The organism is Arthrobacter sp. ZGTC212, from assembly GCF_002929255.1.
Lineage (GTDB): Bacteria > Actinomycetota > Actinomycetes > Actinomycetales > Micrococcaceae > Arthrobacter_B > Arthrobacter_B sunyaminii.
Map to the genome: position 1 here is coordinate 1,115,030 of NZ_PJIJ01000002.1, position 18,945 is coordinate 1,133,974.

General features: G+C 65.0%; 22 protein-coding genes. 7 read left to right on the forward strand and 15 right to left on the reverse strand.

Features of this window, described 5'->3' with window-relative positions; translation table 11 throughout:
* Positions 1 to 7 precede the first annotated feature (7 nt).
* The 5 genes from CXQ89_RS11855 (at position 8) to fabF (ending at position 5,033) form a co-directional block, all read left to right on the forward strand.
* Positions 8 to 1,240 carry a CdaR family transcriptional regulator gene (locus tag CXQ89_RS11855; RefSeq protein WP_104053863.1) on the forward strand — a complete coding sequence of 411 codons (1,233 nt, stop codon included), beginning with the start codon at positions 8 to 10 and terminating at the stop codon, positions 1,238 to 1,240.
* A gap of 108 nt (positions 1,241 to 1,348) precedes the next feature.
* Entirely contained in the window at positions 1,349 to 2,317 is a 969-nt protein-coding gene (locus CXQ89_RS11860) for an ACP S-malonyltransferase (protein ID WP_104161335.1), read from the forward strand.
* A complete protein-coding gene (locus CXQ89_RS11865; protein WP_104161336.1) occupies positions 2,314 to 3,378 on the forward strand; it encodes a beta-ketoacyl-ACP synthase III in 1,065 nt (354 codons plus the stop codon). Before CXQ89_RS11860 ends, CXQ89_RS11865 begins: the two co-directional genes overlap by 4 nt.
* Positions 3,379 to 3,462: 84 nt before the next feature.
* Positions 3,463 to 3,708 (forward strand): acyl carrier protein, encoded by a 246-nt coding sequence (locus tag CXQ89_RS11870; RefSeq protein ID WP_104053860.1) that lies wholly within the window; start codon positions 3,463 to 3,465, stop codon positions 3,706 to 3,708.
* Positions 3,709 to 3,797: 89 nt separating this feature from the next.
* Complete coding sequence (gene fabF / locus CXQ89_RS11875) at positions 3,798 to 5,033, forward strand: beta-ketoacyl-ACP synthase II (RefSeq protein WP_104161337.1); 1,236 nt, start codon at positions 3,798 to 3,800, stop codon at positions 5,031 to 5,033.
* 135 nt (positions 5,034 to 5,168) lie between these two features.
* On the opposite strand, the gene CXQ89_RS11880 is transcribed toward fabF, so the two are convergent.
* The 6 genes from CXQ89_RS11880 to CXQ89_RS11905 all read right to left on the reverse strand — a co-directional run bounded on the left by CXQ89_RS11880 (position 5,169) and on the right by CXQ89_RS11905 (position 10,904).
* Entirely contained in the window at positions 5,169 to 5,672 is a 504-nt protein-coding gene (locus CXQ89_RS11880) for a DUF3145 domain-containing protein (protein ID WP_104053858.1), read from the reverse strand.
* A gap of 244 nt (positions 5,673 to 5,916) precedes the next feature.
* A complete protein-coding gene (locus CXQ89_RS11885) occupies positions 5,917 to 6,804 on the reverse strand; it encodes a tyrosine recombinase XerC (RefSeq protein ID WP_258060084.1) in 888 nt (295 codons plus the stop codon).
* Positions 6,805 to 7,208: 404 nt separating this feature from the next.
* Positions 7,209 to 7,730, reverse strand: a complete 522-nt coding sequence (locus tag CXQ89_RS11890) for a methylated-DNA--[protein]-cysteine S-methyltransferase (RefSeq protein WP_258060064.1) — start codon at positions 7,728 to 7,730, stop codon at positions 7,209 to 7,211.
* Positions 7,731 to 7,795: 65 nt separating this feature from the next.
* Positions 7,796 to 8,953, reverse strand: coding sequence for a DNA-processing protein DprA (dprA, locus tag CXQ89_RS11895; protein ID WP_237685195.1), 1,158 nt, complete (start codon positions 8,951 to 8,953; stop codon positions 7,796 to 7,798).
* A 47-nt stretch (positions 8,954 to 9,000) separates the two neighbouring features.
* A complete protein-coding gene (locus tag CXQ89_RS11900; protein WP_104161341.1) occupies positions 9,001 to 10,548 on the reverse strand; it encodes a YifB family Mg chelatase-like AAA ATPase in 1,548 nt (515 codons plus the stop codon).
* Complete coding sequence (locus CXQ89_RS11905; protein ID WP_104161342.1) at positions 10,545 to 10,904, reverse strand: YraN family protein; 360 nt, start codon at positions 10,902 to 10,904, stop codon at positions 10,545 to 10,547. The genes CXQ89_RS11900 and CXQ89_RS11905 overlap by 4 nt, the downstream gene beginning before the upstream one ends.
* A gap of 311 nt (positions 10,905 to 11,215) precedes the next feature.
* Between CXQ89_RS11905 and CXQ89_RS11910 the strand changes: the two genes are divergently transcribed.
* Positions 11,216 to 11,965 carry an LPXTG cell wall anchor domain-containing protein gene (locus CXQ89_RS11910; protein ID WP_146067241.1) on the forward strand — a complete coding sequence of 250 codons (750 nt, stop codon included), beginning with the start codon at positions 11,216 to 11,218 and terminating at the stop codon, positions 11,963 to 11,965.
* A gap of 84 nt (positions 11,966 to 12,049) precedes the next feature.
* Here CXQ89_RS11910 and CXQ89_RS11915 read toward each other — a convergent pair whose 3' ends face one another.
* Complete coding sequence (locus CXQ89_RS11915; protein WP_104161344.1) at positions 12,050 to 12,802, reverse strand: STM3941 family protein; 753 nt, start codon at positions 12,800 to 12,802, stop codon at positions 12,050 to 12,052.
* A gap of 57 nt (positions 12,803 to 12,859) precedes the next feature.
* The gene (locus CXQ89_RS11920) at positions 12,860 to 13,561 is read right to left on the reverse strand and encodes a 2'-5' RNA ligase family protein (protein ID WP_104161345.1); all 702 of its coding nucleotides are present in this window, start codon (positions 13,559 to 13,561) and stop codon (positions 12,860 to 12,862) included.
* A gap of 47 nt (positions 13,562 to 13,608) precedes the next feature.
* On the opposite strand from CXQ89_RS11920, the gene CXQ89_RS11925 reads away from it, so the two are divergent.
* Positions 13,609 to 14,229: a GNAT family N-acetyltransferase gene (locus CXQ89_RS11925; protein WP_104161346.1), complete on the forward strand. Its 621-nt coding sequence runs from the start codon at positions 13,609 to 13,611 to the stop codon at positions 14,227 to 14,229.
* Positions 14,230 to 14,243: 14 nt separating this feature from the next.
* On the opposite strand, the gene CXQ89_RS11930 is transcribed toward CXQ89_RS11925, so the two are convergent.
* From CXQ89_RS11930 to rimM, 7 genes are all read right to left on the reverse strand, one after another.
* Complete coding sequence (locus CXQ89_RS11930; protein WP_104053848.1) at positions 14,244 to 14,567, reverse strand: DUF2469 domain-containing protein; 324 nt, start codon at positions 14,565 to 14,567, stop codon at positions 14,244 to 14,246.
* Positions 14,568 to 14,574: 7 nt separating this feature from the next.
* Positions 14,575 to 15,330 carry a ribonuclease HII gene (locus tag CXQ89_RS11935; RefSeq protein WP_104053847.1) on the reverse strand — a complete coding sequence of 252 codons (756 nt, stop codon included), beginning with the start codon at positions 15,328 to 15,330 and terminating at the stop codon, positions 14,575 to 14,577.
* Positions 15,327 to 16,133 (reverse strand): signal peptidase I, encoded by an 807-nt coding sequence (gene lepB, locus CXQ89_RS11940; RefSeq protein WP_104053846.1) that lies wholly within the window; start codon positions 16,131 to 16,133, stop codon positions 15,327 to 15,329. Before lepB (CXQ89_RS11940) ends, CXQ89_RS11935 begins: the two co-directional genes overlap by 4 nt.
* 11 nt (positions 16,134 to 16,144) lie before the next feature.
* A complete protein-coding gene (gene lepB / locus CXQ89_RS11945; RefSeq protein ID WP_237685196.1) occupies positions 16,145 to 16,867 on the reverse strand; it encodes a signal peptidase I in 723 nt (240 codons plus the stop codon).
* Between the two features lie 5 nt (positions 16,868 to 16,872).
* Positions 16,873 to 17,232, reverse strand: coding sequence for a 50S ribosomal protein L19 (gene rplS, locus CXQ89_RS11950; RefSeq protein ID WP_104053845.1), 360 nt, complete (start codon positions 17,230 to 17,232; stop codon positions 16,873 to 16,875).
* Between the two features lie 220 nt (positions 17,233 to 17,452).
* Positions 17,453 to 18,259 carry a tRNA (guanosine(37)-N1)-methyltransferase TrmD gene (gene trmD, locus CXQ89_RS11955; protein WP_104161347.1) on the reverse strand — a complete coding sequence of 269 codons (807 nt, stop codon included), beginning with the start codon at positions 18,257 to 18,259 and terminating at the stop codon, positions 17,453 to 17,455.
* Positions 18,260 to 18,856, reverse strand: a complete 597-nt coding sequence (gene rimM, locus CXQ89_RS11960) for a ribosome maturation factor RimM (protein ID WP_104161348.1) — start codon at positions 18,854 to 18,856, stop codon at positions 18,260 to 18,262.
* Between the last annotated feature and the right edge of the window lie 89 nt (positions 18,857 to 18,945).

An 18,945-nucleotide genomic window follows, 5' to 3' on the forward strand; every position in this document is an offset into this window, starting at 1 on the left:
CAGCTTTATGCCAGTGACTCGCAGCACAGCCGCGCCTCGACACGGGAGGCGTGCCGAACCGGCGGATCCCTCCACCGTCGAACGCCTCAAAGCCAACATTGGAAAACTATCCACTGCCACGCTGAAGCAGCTGGACGTCTCCCTGCCCTGGTACCGGGGACTGCGCCCGGATGAACGTTCCGCGCTGGGCATGGTGGCCCAGAAGGGCATCGCCTCCTTCGTGAACTGGTACGAGCGTCCGGCTTCCCCGGCCTGGGTCCTTAGCGACGTCTTCGGCACGGCACCCACCGAACTCACCCGTTCCATCAGCCTGCAGAAAGCCCTGCAGCTGATCCGGGTAGTGGTTCAGGTGGTGGAAGACCGGGTGCCCGAGCTGGCCGACGACGACGTCCAGGGGCCGCTGCGTGAAGCCGTCCTGCGCTATTCCCGGGAAGTGGCCTTTGCCGCAGCAGACGTGTACGCACGCGCTGCGGAGACCCGCGGCGCCTGGGACACACGGCTCGAGGCACTCGTGGTGGATGCCATCCTGCGCGGTGAAAGCTCCGATGCGCTGCGTTCCCGCATCGCCGCCGTGGGGTGGACCTCCACCGCACGGATCACCGTGATGGTGGGCAGTTCGCCGTCGGACACCAATGCCTCCTTCGTCAACGAGCTGCGGCGGGCCACTGCACGTCTCAGCGAAGACGCCCTCGTGGGAATCCAAGGCGAACGGCTCATCCTGGTACTGGGCGGCATGGATGAGAGCGCCGGCTCCTACGGCCGGCTCGCGGAACTCTTCGGTCCCGGACCGGTGGTTTACGGGCCTCCCGCGGATTCACTGGTCGACGCCGGACCGTCGGCTCAGGCTGCCTTCGCCGGGCTCACCGCGGCCCGTGCCTGGCCAGCGGCACCGCGCCCGGTGGCGGCTGACGATCTCTGGCCGGAACGGGTCATGTCCGGCGATGACAGCGCCCGCAAGGCCCTGGTCCGGAGCATTTACCGGCCGCTGCTCAGCGCCTCCAACGGGCTGGCCGAGACGCTCTCCGCCTACCTGTCACTGGGGCATTCCCTGGAGGCAACGGCACGTGAACTCTTCGTCCATGCCAACACGGTCAGGTACCGGCTGCGGCGGGTCTGTGATGTCACCGGCTGGGACCCGATGCTGCCGCGCGAAGCTTTTGTGCTGCAGACAGCCCTGGTGGTGGGCCGCCTCGCGCCGCCGGGCAAAGCCGTTCCCGAGCGTTCCGCCAGCCGCTCCTGAGTCGGTTGCATGCGCTCAACCACCTTGTAGACTTCCTACAACGCCGCACCGGGAGCTTGGTCTACGCAAACACCCGGGATCTGACCGTCTCTTTGGAAAGCTTGATACGTGCTCGCAATTGTCTGCCCCGGCCAGGGGTCCCAAACGCCAGGTTTCCTTTCTCCGTGGCTTGAACTGCCCGGAGTTCGGGAACACCTCGAATCCCTCAGCGCCATCGCCGGTCTGGATCTGATCGCTCACGGCACCGTCTCTGATGAGGAAACCATCAAGGACACCGCAGTAGCCCAGCCCCTGATCGTTGCCGCCGGACTGATGGCAGCGCGGCTCCTCGTGGAACCGAAGGCACTCACCGCTTCCACCGTCGTCGCGGGGCACTCCGTTGGTGAGATTACGGCTTCGGCCCTCGCCGGCGCACTGACCGAACCCGACGCCCTGATTTTCGTCCGCGAACGCGCCAATGCCATGGCCCGCGCCGCCGCGGAAACCCCCACCGGCATGAGTGCAGTGCTTGGCGGAGACCCCGAGGAAGTTACCGCTGCACTTGCCGCGGCCGGCCTCACCGCGGCCAATGCCAACGGCGGCGGACAAACCGTGGCAGCGGGAACCCTGGAACAGCTGGCCGCTTTTGCCGCAGCACCCCCGGCCAAGGCCCGCGTCATCCCGCTGAAGGTTGCCGGCGCCTTCCACACCGCCCACATGGCCCCGGCGGTCAGCGTGCTGGAGAACCTCCGCCCGCAGCTGCGCCCGGCCGCTCCCCTGCCCACACTGCTCTCCAACTACGACGGCGCCGCCGTGGTGTCCGGCGAAGCCAACCTGGACAGCCTCATCAGCCAGGTCTCCCGTCCGGTCCGCTGGGACCTGTGCATGGAGTCCATGGCGGCCATGGGTGTCACCGGCATGCTGGAACTGCCGCCGGCAGGAACCCTTACAGGACTGGCACGCCGCGGGCTCAAGGGCCTGCCCACCCTGGCCCTGAAATCCCCCGAAGATCTCGACGCCGCCCGGGAGTTCATTACTGAACATTCAGGCACGGCCGCCGCAGTAGCAGCAACCACCACCGGAGAAGGTAACGCGTGAGCACGCCCACCCTGAAGCAGTCCCCCGTCCACCAGTTCAGCCGGATTCACGGCATTGGTGCGTTCCGCCCCGACGTCATCGTGAGCAACGAGGACGTCTGCCAGTGGATCGACTCCTCCGATGAGTGGATCCGCCAGCGCACGGGCATCATCACCCGGCACCGTGCCGACAAGGGCACCTCCGTGGTGGACATGGCGGAAGCTGCCGGCCGCGACGCCCTGCAGAGCGCAGGAATCGACGGTTCGCAGCTTGGCGCAGTCATCGTCTCCACCGTGACCCACCCGTACGCCACTCCGTCAGCCGCAGCCGAGATCGCGCATCTGCTCGGCGCCGCCCCCGCTCCGGCCTACGACGTATCGGCCGCCTGCGCGGGTTACTGCTACGGCGTGGCCCAGGCTGACGCCCTGGTGCGCTCCGGAGCAGCAGAATACGTGCTGGTCATCGGCGTGGAGAAGCTCTCCGACTTCATCGACAACACCGAGCGCACTATCTCCTTCCTGCTCGGTGACGGCGCAGGCGCCGTCGTCGTCGGTCCGTCAGATTCTGCGGGCATCGGCCCGTCCGTCTGGGGCTCCGATGGCAGCAAGTCCACCACCATCGGCATGACGCATTCCATGCTGGACATCCGCGAACTGTCCCTCGCCGCCGAAGCGGCCGGCGACACCGTTGATGCGGCCGACATCGCCGAGCGCGACACCAAGCTGTGGCCCACTCTGCGCCAGGACGGCCAGAGCGTGTTCCGCTGGGCTGTCTGGGAAATGGCGAAGGTAGCACAGCGCGCCCTCGACGCCGCCGGCGTCACCGCCGAGGATCTCGGGGCCTTCGTCCCGCATCAGGCCAACATGCGCATCATCGACGAAATGGCCAAGCAGCTGAAGCTTCCCGAGTCCGTGATCATTGCCCGCGACATCGCCGACGCCGGCAACACGTCCGCGGCCTCGATCCCGCTGGCGACGCACCGGCTGCTGCAGGAAAACCCTGAGCTCAGCGGCAAGCTGTCCCTCCAGATCGGCTTCGGAGCAGGCCTGGTCTTCGGCGCACAGGTTATCGTTCTTCCGTAACCCGTCCGCCCCCATTCACCACACCGCTCCGCGGTTGGACCACCCCGCCGGTTCCTGCCGGCATCACGAGAAAAAGGAGCCAACATGGCTAGCAACGAAGAAATCCTGGCCGGCCTCGCCGAGATCGTCAACGAGGAAACCGGTCTGGCCCCCGAGTCCGTCGAACTGGACAAGTCCTTCACCGATGACCTGGACATCGACTCCATCTCGATGATGACGATCGTCGTCAACGCCGAAGAGAAGTTCGGCGTGCGCATCCCGGACGAAGAGGTCAAGAACCTGAAGACCGTCGGCGACGCCGTGGACTTCATTTCCAAAGCCCAGGCGTAATCCGCCGGCGGCCGCTGCCTATCCCGGCGGCGGCCGCCGCGTCAGCGCATGCACCTGAAGCTACACCAACGTTTTCGAGAGAGTGAATCATGGCCCGCAAAGTAGTCATCACCGGCCTGGGCGCCACTACGCCCATTGGCGGAGATGTTCCCACCATGTGGAAGAACGCCCTCAAAGGTGTCCCCGGCGCCCGTACCCTCGAGGACGATTGGGTAGCCCAGTACAGCCTTCCCGTAACCTTCGCCGCGCGTGTTTCCACCCCGGCCACTGACATCCTCTCCCGCGTTGAAGCCAAGCGCATGGACCCGTCCACCCAGTTTGCCGTGGTATCCGCCCGGGAAGCATGGGCCGACTCCGGCATCGAGGACGTAGACCATGACCGTCTCGCGGTCTCCTTTGCCACGGGCATCGGCGGCGTGTGGACCCTGCTCGATGCCTGGGACACCCTCCGTGAAAAGGGCCCCCGCCGGGTCCTCCCCATGACCGTTCCCATGCTGATGCCCAACGGCCCCGCCGCCGCCGTCAGCTTGGACCTGGGTGCCCGAGCCGGTGCCCATACCCCGGTGTCTGCCTGCGCTTCCGGCACTGAAGCCCTGCACCAGGGACTGGAACTGATCCGCTCCGGCAAGGCCGACGTCGTTGTCTGCGGCGGTGCCGAAGCTGCCATCCACCCCATGCCGATGGCGGCGTTCGCCTCGATGCAGGCCCTTTCCAAGCGCAATGATGATCCGGAACGCGCATCCCGCCCGTATGACAAGGACCGCGACGGTTTTGTCATGGGCGAGGGCGCCGGCGCGCTGGTACTGGAAGCCGAGGAACACGCCCTGGCCCGCGGCGCCCGGATCTATGCCGAGCTTGCCGGCACGGCCGTCACCGCCGACGCTTACCACATCACCGCTCCCGACCCCGAGGGCCTGGGCGCCACCCGCGCCCTGAAAGCGGCTCTCTACGACGCGCGGGCACAGGCCGAGGACGTAGTCCATGTCAACGCGCACGCCACCTCCACACCGGTGGGTGACAAGCCTGAGTACACGGCGCTGAAGGCCGCACTGGGGTCCCACGTGGACAACGTTGCGGTGTCCGCAACCAAGTCACAGACAGGCCACCTGCTGGGCGCGTCCGGCGCCGTGGAAGCGGTCATGACCGCGATGGCCGTTTATGACCGCCAGGCACCGGCCACCATCAACCTTGAAAACCAGGATCCGGAAATCCCGCTCGACGTCGTCACGTCGGCCCGGACCCTGCCCGGCGGCGACATTGTGGTCCTGAGCAATTCGTTTGGTTTCGGCGGGCATAACGCCGTTATCGCCCTGCGCAGCTACTGAGGCTACCTGCTGGCAGCTCATTACCGACGCAGAAGAGGGAGGACCAACAGGTCCTCCCTCTTCTGCGTTTATGTTCGGCTTCTGTGTTTATGTCCGGCCCAGCGTTTATGTGCGGCCAGCCTGGAATCCGGGCAGTTATCCGACCTGGTGAAGCCAGCGGACATTGGCTCCGTCACCTGCATGCCGGAAGGGTTCAAGCTCGTCATCCCATGCTTCGCCCAAGGCCAGGGACAGCTCATGATAAACAGCTGAGGGGTCACCCGCCCCGTTCTCGTAGGCGTACCGAATCCGGTCTTCCGACACCATGATGTTGCCGTGGACGTCAGTGGCGGCGTGGAATATGCCCAGTTCGGGAGTGTGGCACCAGCGGCTGCCGTCAGCCCCGGGACTCTGGTCCTCGGTGACTTCATACCGGAGGTGGGCCCAGCCGCGCAGCGCGGAAGCCAGAAGGGACCCCGTTCCCTGCGGACCGGTCCATTCCAATTCGGTCCGCAGCATTCCGGGAGCAGCCGGCTGAGGGGTCCACTTTAGATCCGTTCGCTTTTCCACGACGGATCCGATAGCCCACTCGATATGGGGGCACAACGCAGACGGGGCGGAGTGTATGAATAACACGCCGTGGGCCATCACAACAGACATTCCATCCTCCATAGCTGTAGGTACGTCTTCCCCAACGACCTTCAACCTGAGTGAAATCCTTGTGTTGCTTGTTTGACCCCAGTACGAACTGCGCCTAATAAACTCTGCTGATGCCTTTCGATTCGACGAGACTTTCGTGATTCTCTGAGACTTTCGTTCGATGTGAACTTAGCCTTATTGTGCCGCAAGTTATCCGTTTGCGCCAATAAACGGTACAGCCCTTTCGGCACCTTCGATTCTGCGATCAGGCCCGGGGATGGGCCTGCTGGTAGCTCGCGCGCAATCGGTCCACGGATACGTGCGTATACAGCTGCGTCGTGGCCAGGGAGGAGTGTCCTAGGATTTCCTGCACGGCTCTCAGATCCGCACCGCCGTCGAGCAGATGTGTTGCGGCTGAGTGCCGCAGCGCGTGCGGTCCGGTGGCGCCGGTGTCTCCCAGGCCTTCAAAGAGTCCGGAGACAACCGAGCGGACCTGCCGCTGGTCGACCCGCCTGCCGCGTTGGCCCAGGAACAGGGCCGGACCGCTTTCGGCAGTTGCCAGTGCCGGCCGGCCGCGGCGCAGCCAGGCGTCTACGGCTGCAGCTGCGGGCTGCCCGTACGGAACGGTCCGCTCCTTGTTTCCCTTGCCGATCACCGTCAGCGTACGGCGTTCCGGGTTCAGGTCGTCGATGTCCAATCCGGTTAGCTCCCCCACCCGGATCCCGGTGGCATAAAGCAGCTCCACGAGAGCATGGTTCCGGACTGCGACGGGGTCTCCTTCAGCGGCGGCTGCCGCGAGCGTGTCAAAGAGGGCACCGACCTGTCCGGCACGCAGCACTGCGGGCAGAGTCTTGTCGCGCTTCGGTGCACGGAGCCGGAGCGCCGGGTCCGCACTGATAAGTTCCTCGCGGAGGGCCCACCCGGTAAAGCTGCGCGCAGTGGCGGCCCGGCGAGCCAGCGTAGACCGGGCCAGACCAGCCGCACTGAGCGCACCCAACCAACCGCGCAGGACACCCAGATCGAGGCCTTCCAGAGTCCGTACTCCCCCGGCCAGCGCATAGTTCAACAGCTGGGCAACGTCGCCCTCATATGCCCGGACAGTGTGCTCGGACCGGCCGCGTTCGCTGGTCAGATAGCGGCTGAACCGGCGCAGGGCCCGGCTGAACTCTCCCGGCCAGGCAGGGGTCTCGGCGCGGGACTCTTCGCTCGCCTCTTTATTCACCCCTTTACTGTCCTCGCATCGCTGTCTGTCCTCAAGCAGGCACACCGGCGGCGGACTGATCTACCTCCGTCATGGCGGCGAGTTGAAGGGCACTACCCAGCGGATCCGGCATCTTCCACGTCCCGGCACTGCTTCGCCGGGCACGGCCACGATGGGACAGCACCGTCTCCACCACATTGTTCGCTGAATTGTTCGCTGAGGCGGCGCCGGGACATCGGCGCGCGGGTCCTCGGCATACCCGAGGACCCGCACTCCTCAGAACGACCTCACATTTGGGGTGACCGAAAGGCCGACGCCGCCGGCCAGGTCCGCGACCCGAGCCGTCACGGAACCCCTTAGGCGGGCAAACCTGCTGCCTCGGCACACTGGATGCGCAGCGCCGCGGTAGCCTCTGAGCTCTCGTGTTCCAGCAGAAACCTTTTCGAATCGATACCCGAGGAATAGCCGGTTAGGGAACCGCGTGATCCCACGACTCGGTGGGTGGGGATGACGATGTTCAGCGGGTTGCGGGAAAGGGCGGCACCCACGCTTCGGGCTTTGGCTGCATCTCCCAGCCGGATGGCCAATTCCTTGTAGCTGCAGGTTTGGCCGTAGGGAATGGCTGACACCTCGGCCCAGACGAGGCGTTGGAAGTCGGTGCCTCTTATTTCGAGATCCAGGTCGAAGCAACAGCGGTGGCCTGCGAAGTACTCGCTGAGTTGGCGTTCAGCTTCTTCGAATCCGTCCTCCACGATGCGCCCCAGTCCGTGATCGGCTGCGGGGTCGGGTATCCCGGCGAAAACGGCTTTGAGGGATCCTTCCTCAGAGGCCAGGGTAAGGATTCCCAGCGGCGTGACAACACTCTTGTGGATTCGCACGACAGTTCCTTTCATTAGGTGGTTCGCAGTGTGGTGGTTGGGGCGAGGGTGCGGACAGTAAGGGTTTATCTGCGGCTTCTCCGCCATTTGTCAGGACCGTCCCGGGCGGCGAGATCTTCGAGTTCCAGACGAGCCAGGCCTGCCCGGACGGAGGGCACCGACAGCCCGGCGACGGAAGCCAGCTTTTCAACCGGAGATCCACTGCGCAGCGGCAGTGCATCGAGGAGCAGCATGTCTTCGATCGTCAGCCCGTCGTGGACAGCATGAGGTGCCTCGCGGGCGCTGCCTGCGGTGTCATCGGTCGATCCGATCGGGCCGCCCAATTCAGCTACTTCGGCCGCATCCGTCACACAGACGGCGCTGCCGTCACGCAGCAGTCGGTGGCAGCCCGCTGAGTTGGCTGAATACACGGAGCCCGGAACTGCGCCTACTTCGCGTCCCAGTGCCGCTGCATGGTGTGCGGTATTAAGGGCGCCGGACCGCCATCGTGCTTCCACCACGACGGTCACGGCGCTGAGGGCGGCGATGATCCTGTTGCGCTGTAGAAACCTCCAGCGGGTGGGCGAGGACCCGGGAGGGACTTCCGACAGAAGGAGGCCACGGCGGACAACTTCGCGAAGGAGTTCCTCATTGCCCGCCGGATAGTAGCGGTCCACTCCGCAGGCCATGACGGCGATGGTGGGAATGCGGGCCAGGCTTGCCGTAGCCAGGGCCGCACGGTGAGCCTGGGCATCAATACCGTAGGCGCCACCGGAAACCACGGTCCATCCCCGGGTTACGAGCCCGGCCGCGATGTCTCCAGTCACTGATGCGCCGTACCCCGTGCTGTCCCGTGACCCGACAACGGCCGCGGTCTGGTGCAGCGCCGGGATTCCCTTGCTCAAATCCCCCCGCGCCCAGAGACACAAAGGCATTCCGAGCTCCAGATCCCGCAGAGCTTCCGGCCAGCGGGAGTCCTCGGGAATGAGCAGTTCGCCTCCTGCCCGTCCAATCATGGCGAGGTCGCGGTCGGGTGCAAGATCAGTGACCCGGGGAATCCATCGTTCCAGGGCCGACGACAGGATGTTCCCCGGTACTGAGAGGCCGGCTGTTGCCAGGATGTCAATCACGTCGCGGGTGAGCTGCTCACCGGCCCGGACTGCACCGGTGGCCACCCGGAGTGCATCGTGCGGGCCCGCTGCTTCAACGAGCGCCAGCCCAACATTGTCTGAAGGTTCGAACATCCGGGAAAGGGCAGCCCTTGTCCGCAGAAGTTCCATCCCCACGCCGTTCATGCCGCCTCCCCCTGCTGCCGGAACCCCAGTGCCTGCCCGACGTCGTCGGCGTCGGGCGCTGAGTGGCCGGCCAGATCGGCAACGCTCCACGCAATCCGCAGCACCCTGTCGTAGCCCCTTGCGGTCAATGTTTGCCGGTCCATGGCTCGGTCCAGTGACGCCGTGGCCCGCGGCGGCGGTCGCAGCGGACCTCGCAGCAGATTTCCCGCCACCTCCGCATTGGTCTCATATCCCCAGTTCTTCAGGCGCGCATGCTGGACCCGGCGGGCCTCTTCCACCCGGCCGGCTATGACAGTGCTGCCCTCGGCACACCCGTCACCGGCCAACTCCCTCAGTGAGACCCGCTGCACCTGGAGCCGCAGATCAACCCGGTCCAGCAACGGCCCCGAGAGCCGGCCGAAGTATCTGCGCCGCTGCTGCGGAGTGCAGGTGCAATCGATTCCCTTTCCGGACGCCAGCCCGCAAGGGCAGGGGTTCGCCGCCAGCAGCAACTGGAACCGGGCCGGATAGGTAGCTGTTCCCGCTGCCCGGTGCAGTTCGACTTTCCCGCTTTCCAACGGTTGGCGCAGCGCATCCAGGACACGCCGCTCGTATTCCGGCGCTTCATCCAGGAACAGGACACCGCGGTGGGCGCGGGATGCCGCTCCCGGACGGGCAATCCCCGAACCCCCACCGATAATGGCAGCGGATGAGGCCGTGTGGTGCGGGCTCTCAAACGGCGGGCGCCGCAGCAGCTGGGAGCACGTCCGTCCGCCGGACACCAGAGAATGGATTGCGGTTACTTCCATGGCGTGGGTATCGGAGAGGTCCGGCAACAGGCTCGGAAGCCGCTCGGCCAACATCGTCTTACCCGCTCCGGGCGGGCCCGTCATCAGCAGATGATGGGCGCCGGCTGCGGCCACTTCTACCGCGAACCGCGCTTCTGCTTGCCCTGCAATATCCGACATGTCCCGCTTTGGACGAGGAGCCGCGGCAGATTCGCCGGTTCCGCTGTCCACCCGGCCCGGGATCTGCGGGGGAAAAACCAGCCGCTCAGGATCTGCACCGAGGAAGGCGGCAACTTCGGCCAGCGAACTGAATCCGTTAACCTCGGCTCCCGGGACGAGGGCCGCTTCATCGGCATTGGCTTCCGCGACGGTGATCTCCGAGTATCCGGCCTCCACGGCGGCCATGACTGCCGGCAGTATTCCCCGCACGGGCCGCAGCCGGCCGTCCAAGCCGAGCTCGGCGATAAAGACGCGGCGGCCGCTGGCTTTGATGTCGCCCGCTGCAGCGAGAGCTGCCATCACAATCGCCAAGTCGAAACCGGAACCGCGCTTGTGGACGTCGGCCGGCATCAAATTGACGGTGATCCGCCTCCGGCTCAGCGGCAGACCCGCGTTCTTGGCTGCGGATCGAACCCGGTCCTTGGCTTCGTTCAGGGACGCGTCAGGCAACCCAAGAAGGACAAACGACGGCAGTGTCTGACCGATGTCGGCTTCAACCTCCACCATGCGGCCATCCAGCCCAACGAGTCCCACCCCGTATGTCCGTCCCAGCGTCACAGCGCAACCTCTCTCAAGTGCTCGATGATCGGTGTCCCGGCACCGTTATCAAGAACCGAAACGGCGTCCACGCGGAACGAGGGATAGTGCCGGGCGGATGCCCGTCTCCATCGGGCCGCCAGCAGGTAGAGCCGTGCCAGCTTCGCCGGCGTGATGGCTTCGAGTGGGTCCCCGTAGTCCAGGGAGGAACGGGTCTTGACCTCTACGATCACCAGCGTGTCGCCGTCGATGCCCACGAGGTCAATTTCACCGTCGGCACACCGCCAATTGCGGTCCACTACTTCGATGCCGATGGCGGTCAGATAGGCGGCGGCAAGCTCCTCACCGCGCTGCCCCAGGGTGTCCTTAGCTCTCATGTGCCCACCCTGCGCTCTTCTCGGAACCTTTGCCGGGCGACGGCCATGGGCTGTGGACGACCCTTCCCGTTTTAGTAACGAGCGCGTCTTGGGGAGGAATTGCGCCGCACAGCAAGTCTTGTCGTGATCTTGATGCCATCTTGAGTGCGACCTGAGGATGCTTCGGCAGGATGAACGGGCCCCCCGAGAGAACACTGAAGTTTTAACCGATTGTCGAAGGAACCATGAAACAGGTCTTAAAACCAACGGCCGCTGCGGCCGCCACTGCACTATCGATAGGGGCCTTCTCTCTGGCCGTCATACAACCGGCTGTGGCAACCGGTCCCGATGACGGCGCGGGCACCGATACTTCCGTATCCCAGGAAGTCGGCGCGTACGTCTACAAAAAGAATGACCCTGCGAAGCCTGCTGCTTGGGAAAACTCTGGTCCCCAGAGCCTCCTGGCCACCCAAGAGGGTACAGACTGGTTTACAGACATAATCGGCCTGCTGCCCGACTACGTCTGCGGGCCGGGCTGGGGCATCCAGCAGGACAAGCTGGACATCACAGGGGCTTTCGTCTGGCCCGAAACAATTGTCTACCCTGAAGGATTTGAGGGACCGGTCACGCTGACCGATAACAGGCATGATGACCTTGAGGTCTACGGCCCGATTCCAGAATGCGAAACGGAGCCCACTCCGGAACCAACGCCCACGCCGGACCCCAAGCCCACGCCGGATCCCACGCCCACCCCGGAGCCCACGCCCACGCCGGATCCCACGCCCACCCCGGACCCCACGCCCACGCCGGAGCCCACGCCCACGCCGGACGCCACGCCGGAGCCCACGCCGGACCCCAAGCCGACACCGGAGCCCACCCCGGATCCCAAGCCCACCCCGGAACCCACCGTTCCGGAAGATGATCCGACGGTACCGCCGGTAGCCACCGACTCTCCCCGGCTGCCGAATACCGGAGCTGATTCCACGACGGCTGCTATGGCCGGAGCAGGACTGCTGCTTGCCGGCCTGGGTGCTACCGCCCTGGTTCGCAACCGCCGACGCACTGAGGTAAGCGACAGCTAACCTGCAGTCGCTCAAATGACAGGTCGGCCCCGGTGCTCTGCGCCGGGGCCGACCTGTTCCTGTCCCTGCGTCTGTTCGCCCGGGCTACGCCCCGGAACGCCGCTTCACGGCCTGATGGTAGTTTTCGATATCCCGGACCACCGTGTCAGCGGATCCCCTGAACACCAACGGGGAAAAGGTGATGTCCCATCCGCACAGGCCACGGTTCCAGGCCAGAGTACCGGCCACGTCCTGCAGGGGAAGGGAGGCTTCGTCCTGCCGCGGCAGGGACCGTAGATGCCCCAGCGAGCGTTTCATGGAACGGTTGGAGCGCACGGAACCCCCGGCGATCTTGGGCAATGCGACGGCCGTAAACCTAGCCGCGGTATTTGCACCCCGCATCAGCCGAAGTTCATCCGGCGTGAACGACTTCACGAACCGCTCGTAGGAGTTCAGCCGGATGCCAATGACCTTTGTTCCGCTGGACCCTCCGGGGATCCGCCCGATTCCCGCAGCATCGAAATCGTCCCACGGAATGAGGCCGCCCGACTCCGGCTTGATGCCTTCTTCGGACAGGGTAAGGACCGTCGGCTGACGCAGCTTGGTCCAGAGCGCCCAGAGCCCGCCGCCTCCGAAAAAGATCACGGTGGCTGAGCCCATGAGCACGGAGCCCCAATCGGGAAACTTGGAAATCAAGTAGATTCCCACGAGGACGAAGGGAACGCAAAGAAGCGCCATCCCCAGCAGGCGGAGTTTCGATACCGAGAACACCAGCGGCGCCGGCTTCGGCCGCGCCGGATCCTCCGGCGTCGGGCGGTGCAGACCGGATCCGCCGCCACCCGCACCCGTTCCAGGCATTCCGTTCCCCCATTTCCCAGAAAGCTGCTGCCGTCGCCGCTTTATACTACGACGGCGTCAGCCGGCCTCCGGATACACCACCGGCATGGACTCCAGCCGAACCCGGGCCGGGACAATACTGCCGTCCCCCGGGGCGGCAGTGTTGTGCACTCCGCGCCGCTCACCGCCGTACAGCGAACCGCTGTGCACAGGTGCCGGCAGCGTCCCGGCAAAGCCGCGCGCCAACGTGATGTGGGGACGCAGAGCGGAGGCAAACATGAAGTTGGGATCCGCAGCAGTGAAGGCTCCGACGTCGGGGATCCCGCAGCTGTTCAAGAACACTTCAAGTGCCGCGTACGCCCGTTCGTGAGCGCGCAGCAGCGCCGACGACGGAAAATACTCCAGGACCAGGGTCCGTCCGTGCCGCCCAAACCGGGACAGCACGGCCGGCTCCAGCAGGATGGGTTCCCGCGGCATGGCGGCTTCGGTCGCCGCCACGTAAGCAGCCAGACGCTCTTCATACTCGTCCCAGGAAATGTTTCCGGCAGCGGAAACCGCTGCATAAACATCCCGGACCTTGCCGAAATGGATCAGTGTCAGGTGGACCTGCCGCTCAGGGACCCAGCGCGGACGGCCGCCGTCGTTCACCTGGGTACGTGCTGCCAGCGCCTGCTGCAGGGCGAGGATAAGCTCCAGCGATCCGGCGTCGGGCCGCATCTGCGCATACAACCTTCGGTTGCCGGACAGGTATCCGGACAGCGGTGTCTCGGGAAGCGCCATTTCAGCAGTTTAGGAGACGCGGGTCACAGCTGCACTAGGGTGGACCCATGCCTTATGACATTCCCGTCCTCTCCGAGTCAGAGCTCACGCTGCGCCCGCACCACGAGGCCGATATTGATCCGGTCCTCTCCCGTTGCGTTGACCCGCTGACACGCCGGTGGACCACCGTTCCCCTGGACTACACGCGGGAGATGGCCGTGGAGTACGTGGCCGCCATCTCTGTGCCGCAGGAAAAGGAGATTTCCTGGGCGCTCGAGGCGTGCGGTGCCTACGCCGGGACTTTGGACCTGCGGTTCAAGGGTGCCAACTCGGGCGATCTGGGGTTCGTCACGGCTCCGGAGTACCGGGGAAAGGGACTGATGTCGCGTGCCGTCGGCCTGGCGGTGGCCTATGCCCTGGATGATCTCGGCTGGGATGTGGTGAGCTGGTCGGCCAATGCGGGCAACGTCGGCAGCTACAAATCGGTGTGGCGCAACGGTTTCCCGCCGCCCATTGCGGTTCCGCACTTTCTGCCGCACCGGGGAAAGATGGTTGAAGGCTGGGTTTCGAGCCTCGCCGCCGAAGCACCGCGGAAGCCCTCCGGGTCCTGGGCACAGTGGAACGACGTCGCCGCCAGCCTTCCGCAGCCCTCCTCGCCGCCGCTGTTCACACCGACGCTTCGGTCCTAGGGCGCTGAGCGGATTCAGCCCAGTTCGTCGGCCTTGGGAATGGTCAGGTCGTCGTTGCGCGTGAGTTCCTCGACGTTGACGTCCTTGAACGTAATCACCCGGACGCTTTTCACGAACCGGGCCGAGCGGTAGACGTCCCAGACCCAGGCATCCTGCAGGGTCAGGTCAAAGTAGATTTCCCCGTCCGCGGACCGTGCCTGCAGGTCAACGTGGTTGGCGAGATAGAACCTGCGCTCGGTCTCCACCACATAGCTGAAGAGTCCCACCACGTCCCGGTATTCACGGTAGAGCTGGAGCTCCATGTCCGTTTCATAGTTCTCAAGGTCTTCGGCACTCATATTTCCATCATCCCCCAACGACGCTCTCATGGTCCCGGGCATCCGCTTCCGGACGTGTTCCCAGCTGCCAGGACATCCGATGCAGGGGCGTGGGCCCAAACTCGTCTATCGCCAGCCGATGGGACGCCGTGGCGTATCCCTTATTCACTTCCCAGCCGTACTGAGGATGTGTCACAGCGTAGTCCACCATCATCGTGTCCCGCTCCACCTTCGCAAGTACGCTGGCCGCGGCCACACTGAGGCAGGTCATGTCCGCCTTGATTTTGGTGTGCACGGGCGCCTGGCAGCCGCCGTCGTCGTTCCCGGGAAGGTCAAAAAGACTGGCCTGGCGCGCCGGTGAAAGCCAGTTGTAGTTGCCGTCCAGAAGGACGACGTCGGGGGTCAGGTCCGCGCAGATCTGGTCCCAGGCGCGGGTGCCGGCCAGGCGCAGCGCACCCATGATGCCGTGCAAATCTATTTCCGCGGCGCTGGAATGCCCCACTCCCCAGCCCCGGGCCCACTTCTTGATCTGGGGCACCAGCGTTTCCCGGTCGCTGTGTGAGAGCAGCTTGCTGTCCCGCACGCCCTTGAGCGAACGGACGGTGGCCAGGTCAACGGCCACCAGGCCCACGCTGACCGGACCGGCCAGGGCGCCCCGGCCCACTTCGTCGCAGCCTGCCAGGACCTTGTAGCCGACGGCCGCAAAGGACCGTTCGTGCCGCAGCGTGGGAGCCTTGCTTCCGGCGCCCGTCTTGGGCCGCGGCCGGGCGGACGTCGCGGTCATCGGGATCCGGCCGGAAGGGAGCTGGAAGGATCGGGAATGTTTTCGAAGACTTCCGGGTAGCTGCCGATGAAGCCGGCGTGGTTCAGAGGCCAGGCGGTCACTGCGGCTTTGCCTTCAATGTCCTCGACGTCGATGAACCCGCCGCCGGCATCCTGGAGGTGTTCACGTGAATCAGCGGAGGCGTTGCGGTGGTCCCCCATGACCCAAACCTTGCCTTCCGGAACAACCACGTCGAACGGAATGTCCGACGGCGAGGCGCCGGGATAGATGTAGGGCTCGTTCAGAGGCTCGCCGTTGACCGTGATCCGGCCATCGGCGTCGCAGCAGACCACGTGGTCACCCTCGGTGCCGATGACGCGCTTGACCAGATGCTGCTCGGAGGTGTCCGGAATCAGGCCGACAAAAATGAGGGCGTCACGGATCCAGGCGCCGGGTCCTTCGGTGGCCGGAGGAAGCTCGGGCAGCCAGCCCTGGGTGTCCTTGAAGACCACCACGTCGCCGCGGTTCAGGTCAAAGGGTTCCGGAACCAGCAGGTTCACGAAGATCCGGTCGTTGATTTCCAGGGTTTCTTCCATGGAGCCCGAGGGAATGTAGAACGCCCGGAACAGGAAGGTCTTGATGAGGAAGGACAGGAGCAGCGCGATCACGATGATGGTGGCGACTTCGCGGAGCCAGCCGCCGAAACCGCGGTGCTTGTCTTTGCCGTTCCGGCCCGGGCCTGCTGCCCGGGGACGCGCCGAATGCGCTCCGTGAACGCTGGGTCCGGGATTCCGGGTGGGCTCGTCCGGGACGTTCTGAGCCATGTGCTGTCCTCTTATTTCGCCGTGTTCCACTCGGCTCCTAACTCTAGCCGCTCAATATCCGAACTGCGCTCCAGCGGCCACAGGATGGCCGTCGCACGGCCAATGATGCGTTCCTCGGAGATGAGGCCGCCGCCCGGTGCGCCCAGGAGCGAACGCGAATCCGCTGACTCGGACCGGTGGTCGCCCAGAAGCCACAGCCGTCCCTCGGGGACGATGACATCGAAGTTCTTGTCGCTGGGAGCGTCTGAAGGGTAAACGTACGGCTCATCCAGCGGAGTTCCGTTCACGGTCAGCCGCGGCTCGTCTGCGGTGCAGCAGGTGACCCGGTCCCCGGGGAGTCCGATCACCCGTTTCACATAGACCGTGTCGCTGCCCATCAGCCCCACCCAGCGGGCCAGGGACTTCAGCGCCGCAACCGGGGCGGCATCTCCGCTGTTCAGCGGGGCGAGGGAGCCTCGGCCGTCAAAGACCACCACGTCTCCGCGCCGGATCTCACCGGAGCGGTACTCCGTGCGTGAGACCGCCACGCGGTCGCCCGGTTCCAGCAGCGGCTGCATCGATTCGGACGGAATGTAATAGACGTCCACGATAAACGCGCGGACCAGTGCCGCCAGCACAACCGCTGCGGCGAGAGCGCAGAGCACAAAACGCCAGCCCACAATCGTGGACCGGCGTTTCGTGTGCTTCCGGGAGGAGTCCGAAGATTCCCCGGAAGCGGATGCTGCGTGGATCAAGAAATTTACTTGGCGGGACGTGCGTCGCGCTTTTCCTTGATCTTGGCTGCCTTGCCGCGCAGGTCGCGCATGTAGTACAGCTTGGCGCGGCGGACGTCACCCTTGGAGACGACCTCGATCTTGTCGAGAACCGGGGAGTGCACCGGGAAGGTACGCTCCACGCCGACGCCGAAGCTGACCTTGCGGACCGTGAAGGTCTCGCGCAGGCCGTCGCCCTGGCGCTTCATGACGAAGCCCTGGAAGACCTGAACACGGGTGTTCTTGCCTTCGATGATGTTTACGTGAACCTTGACCGTGTCACCGGCGCGGAACTCGGGGATGTCTGAACGCAGCGAGGCTGCATCAACAGAATCTAGGATGTGCATTGTTTATCACTCCTGGTGAACGCCACAGGTCATTCACTTTGGTAACGGCAGGCAAGGATGCGGCCGCGAAGGACTGCACAGATGCTGCCGAAGCTATAAGACCGGCGAAGCCGAGGATTGGCCGCCGGTGTGTATTCTGTTGGCCGCGCTCCCCCTGTGGCAGGTGCGGACCCAGATGACACAGTTATCTATTCTGCCACACCCGGACAAACGCCACCAATCACCCGCGGGGCAGGATCCGGTCCTTCGTCACTTCGTATCCCATGGATGCCAGGGCTGCCTTGTCTGCCTTGGTCAGCTGGGAGACGTTGAACTTTTCCAGCAGGTCCGGCCGGCGGGCTGCGGTGCGCTGCAGCTGCTGCTCCCGGCGCCACTGGGCGATCTTGCCGTGGTTGCCGCTGAGCAGGATGTCCGGCACATTCCGGTCCCTCCACAAAGAGGGCTTGGTGTAGACCGGGTATTCCAGCAGGCCGTCGGAGTGCGATTCCTCCACCAGGGATTCGGGATTGCCGACGACGCCGGGCACCAGGCGGCCAATGGCCTCCACCATGGCCAGCACGGCAACCTCTCCCCCATTGAGCACATAATCCCCGAGGCTCACCGGACGCACATCAAAACGCTCATCGGCCCACTCCAGGACGCGCTCATCAATACCCTCGTAGCGTCCGCAGGCGAACACAAGGTGCTTCTCTTCGGCCAGCTCATAGGCCATGGCCTGGGTGAACACGGCCCCCGCGGGCGAGGGGACGATCAGCACGGGGCGGGTTTCAGCGTCGGGGGTGACGCCGTCGCCGGTCCCCGCCTCCGCAACAGAACCCAGCGCCTGCGCCCAGGGCTCGGCCTTCATGACCATGCCGGCGCCGCCGCCGTAGGGGGTGTCATCCACGGTGCGGTGGCGGTCCGTGGTGAAGTCCCGCAGGTCGTGGACGTTGAGGTCCAGCAGCCCGTCCTGCCGTGCCTTGCCGATCAGCGACAGATCCAGTGCTGCCAGGTACTCCGGGAAAATGCTGACTACATCAATACGCACTTAGCGGCCGGCCTCGTTCTGAGCGTCCTTGTCCTTGCTTCCGCTGTCCTTCTCCGGCTTCCCCTGCTTGTCCTGCTTGTCCTCGGGGAGATTCAGCTCAAACAAGCCCTCCGGCGGAGTAAGCAGCACGTAGCCGCCCTCAACGTTGACCTCGGGCACGATGGCTTCGACGAAGGGAACAAAGACCTCACGGCCCTCATTGTCGTCAATCACCAGCAGGTCCTGGACGGTGAGGGTGCGCAGGCCGCTGACGGTACCCACGACGTCGTCGCCGATTCGAGCCTTCAGCCCCACCAGCTCGTGCTCGTACCAGCCCTCGTCGTCGTCCTCGTCGTCCAGTTCATCGATGTCGACAGAGAGCATTGCCCCGCGCAGCTCCTCAGCGCCGTTGCGGTCCACCACTTCGTCGAATCCGAGCAGAAGGATGTCCTTGTTCCAGCGGGCGCTGATGACCGTGAGCGGGCCCTTGGACGCAGGCTCGACGATGAGCTCGGTTCCGGGCACAAAGCGGTCTTCGGGGGCATCAGTCAGTACCTGGACGGTTACTTCGCCGCGGATGCCGTGCGGCTTGCCGATGCGTGCCACCTGTAACTGCATGGGGGAATCTCCTTGTATTGGTGCGGCGGGGTGCTGCAACCGGGGTTGGGCAGGTTAGGGCCCGGAAAACACATCAGGCCCCTCCACCA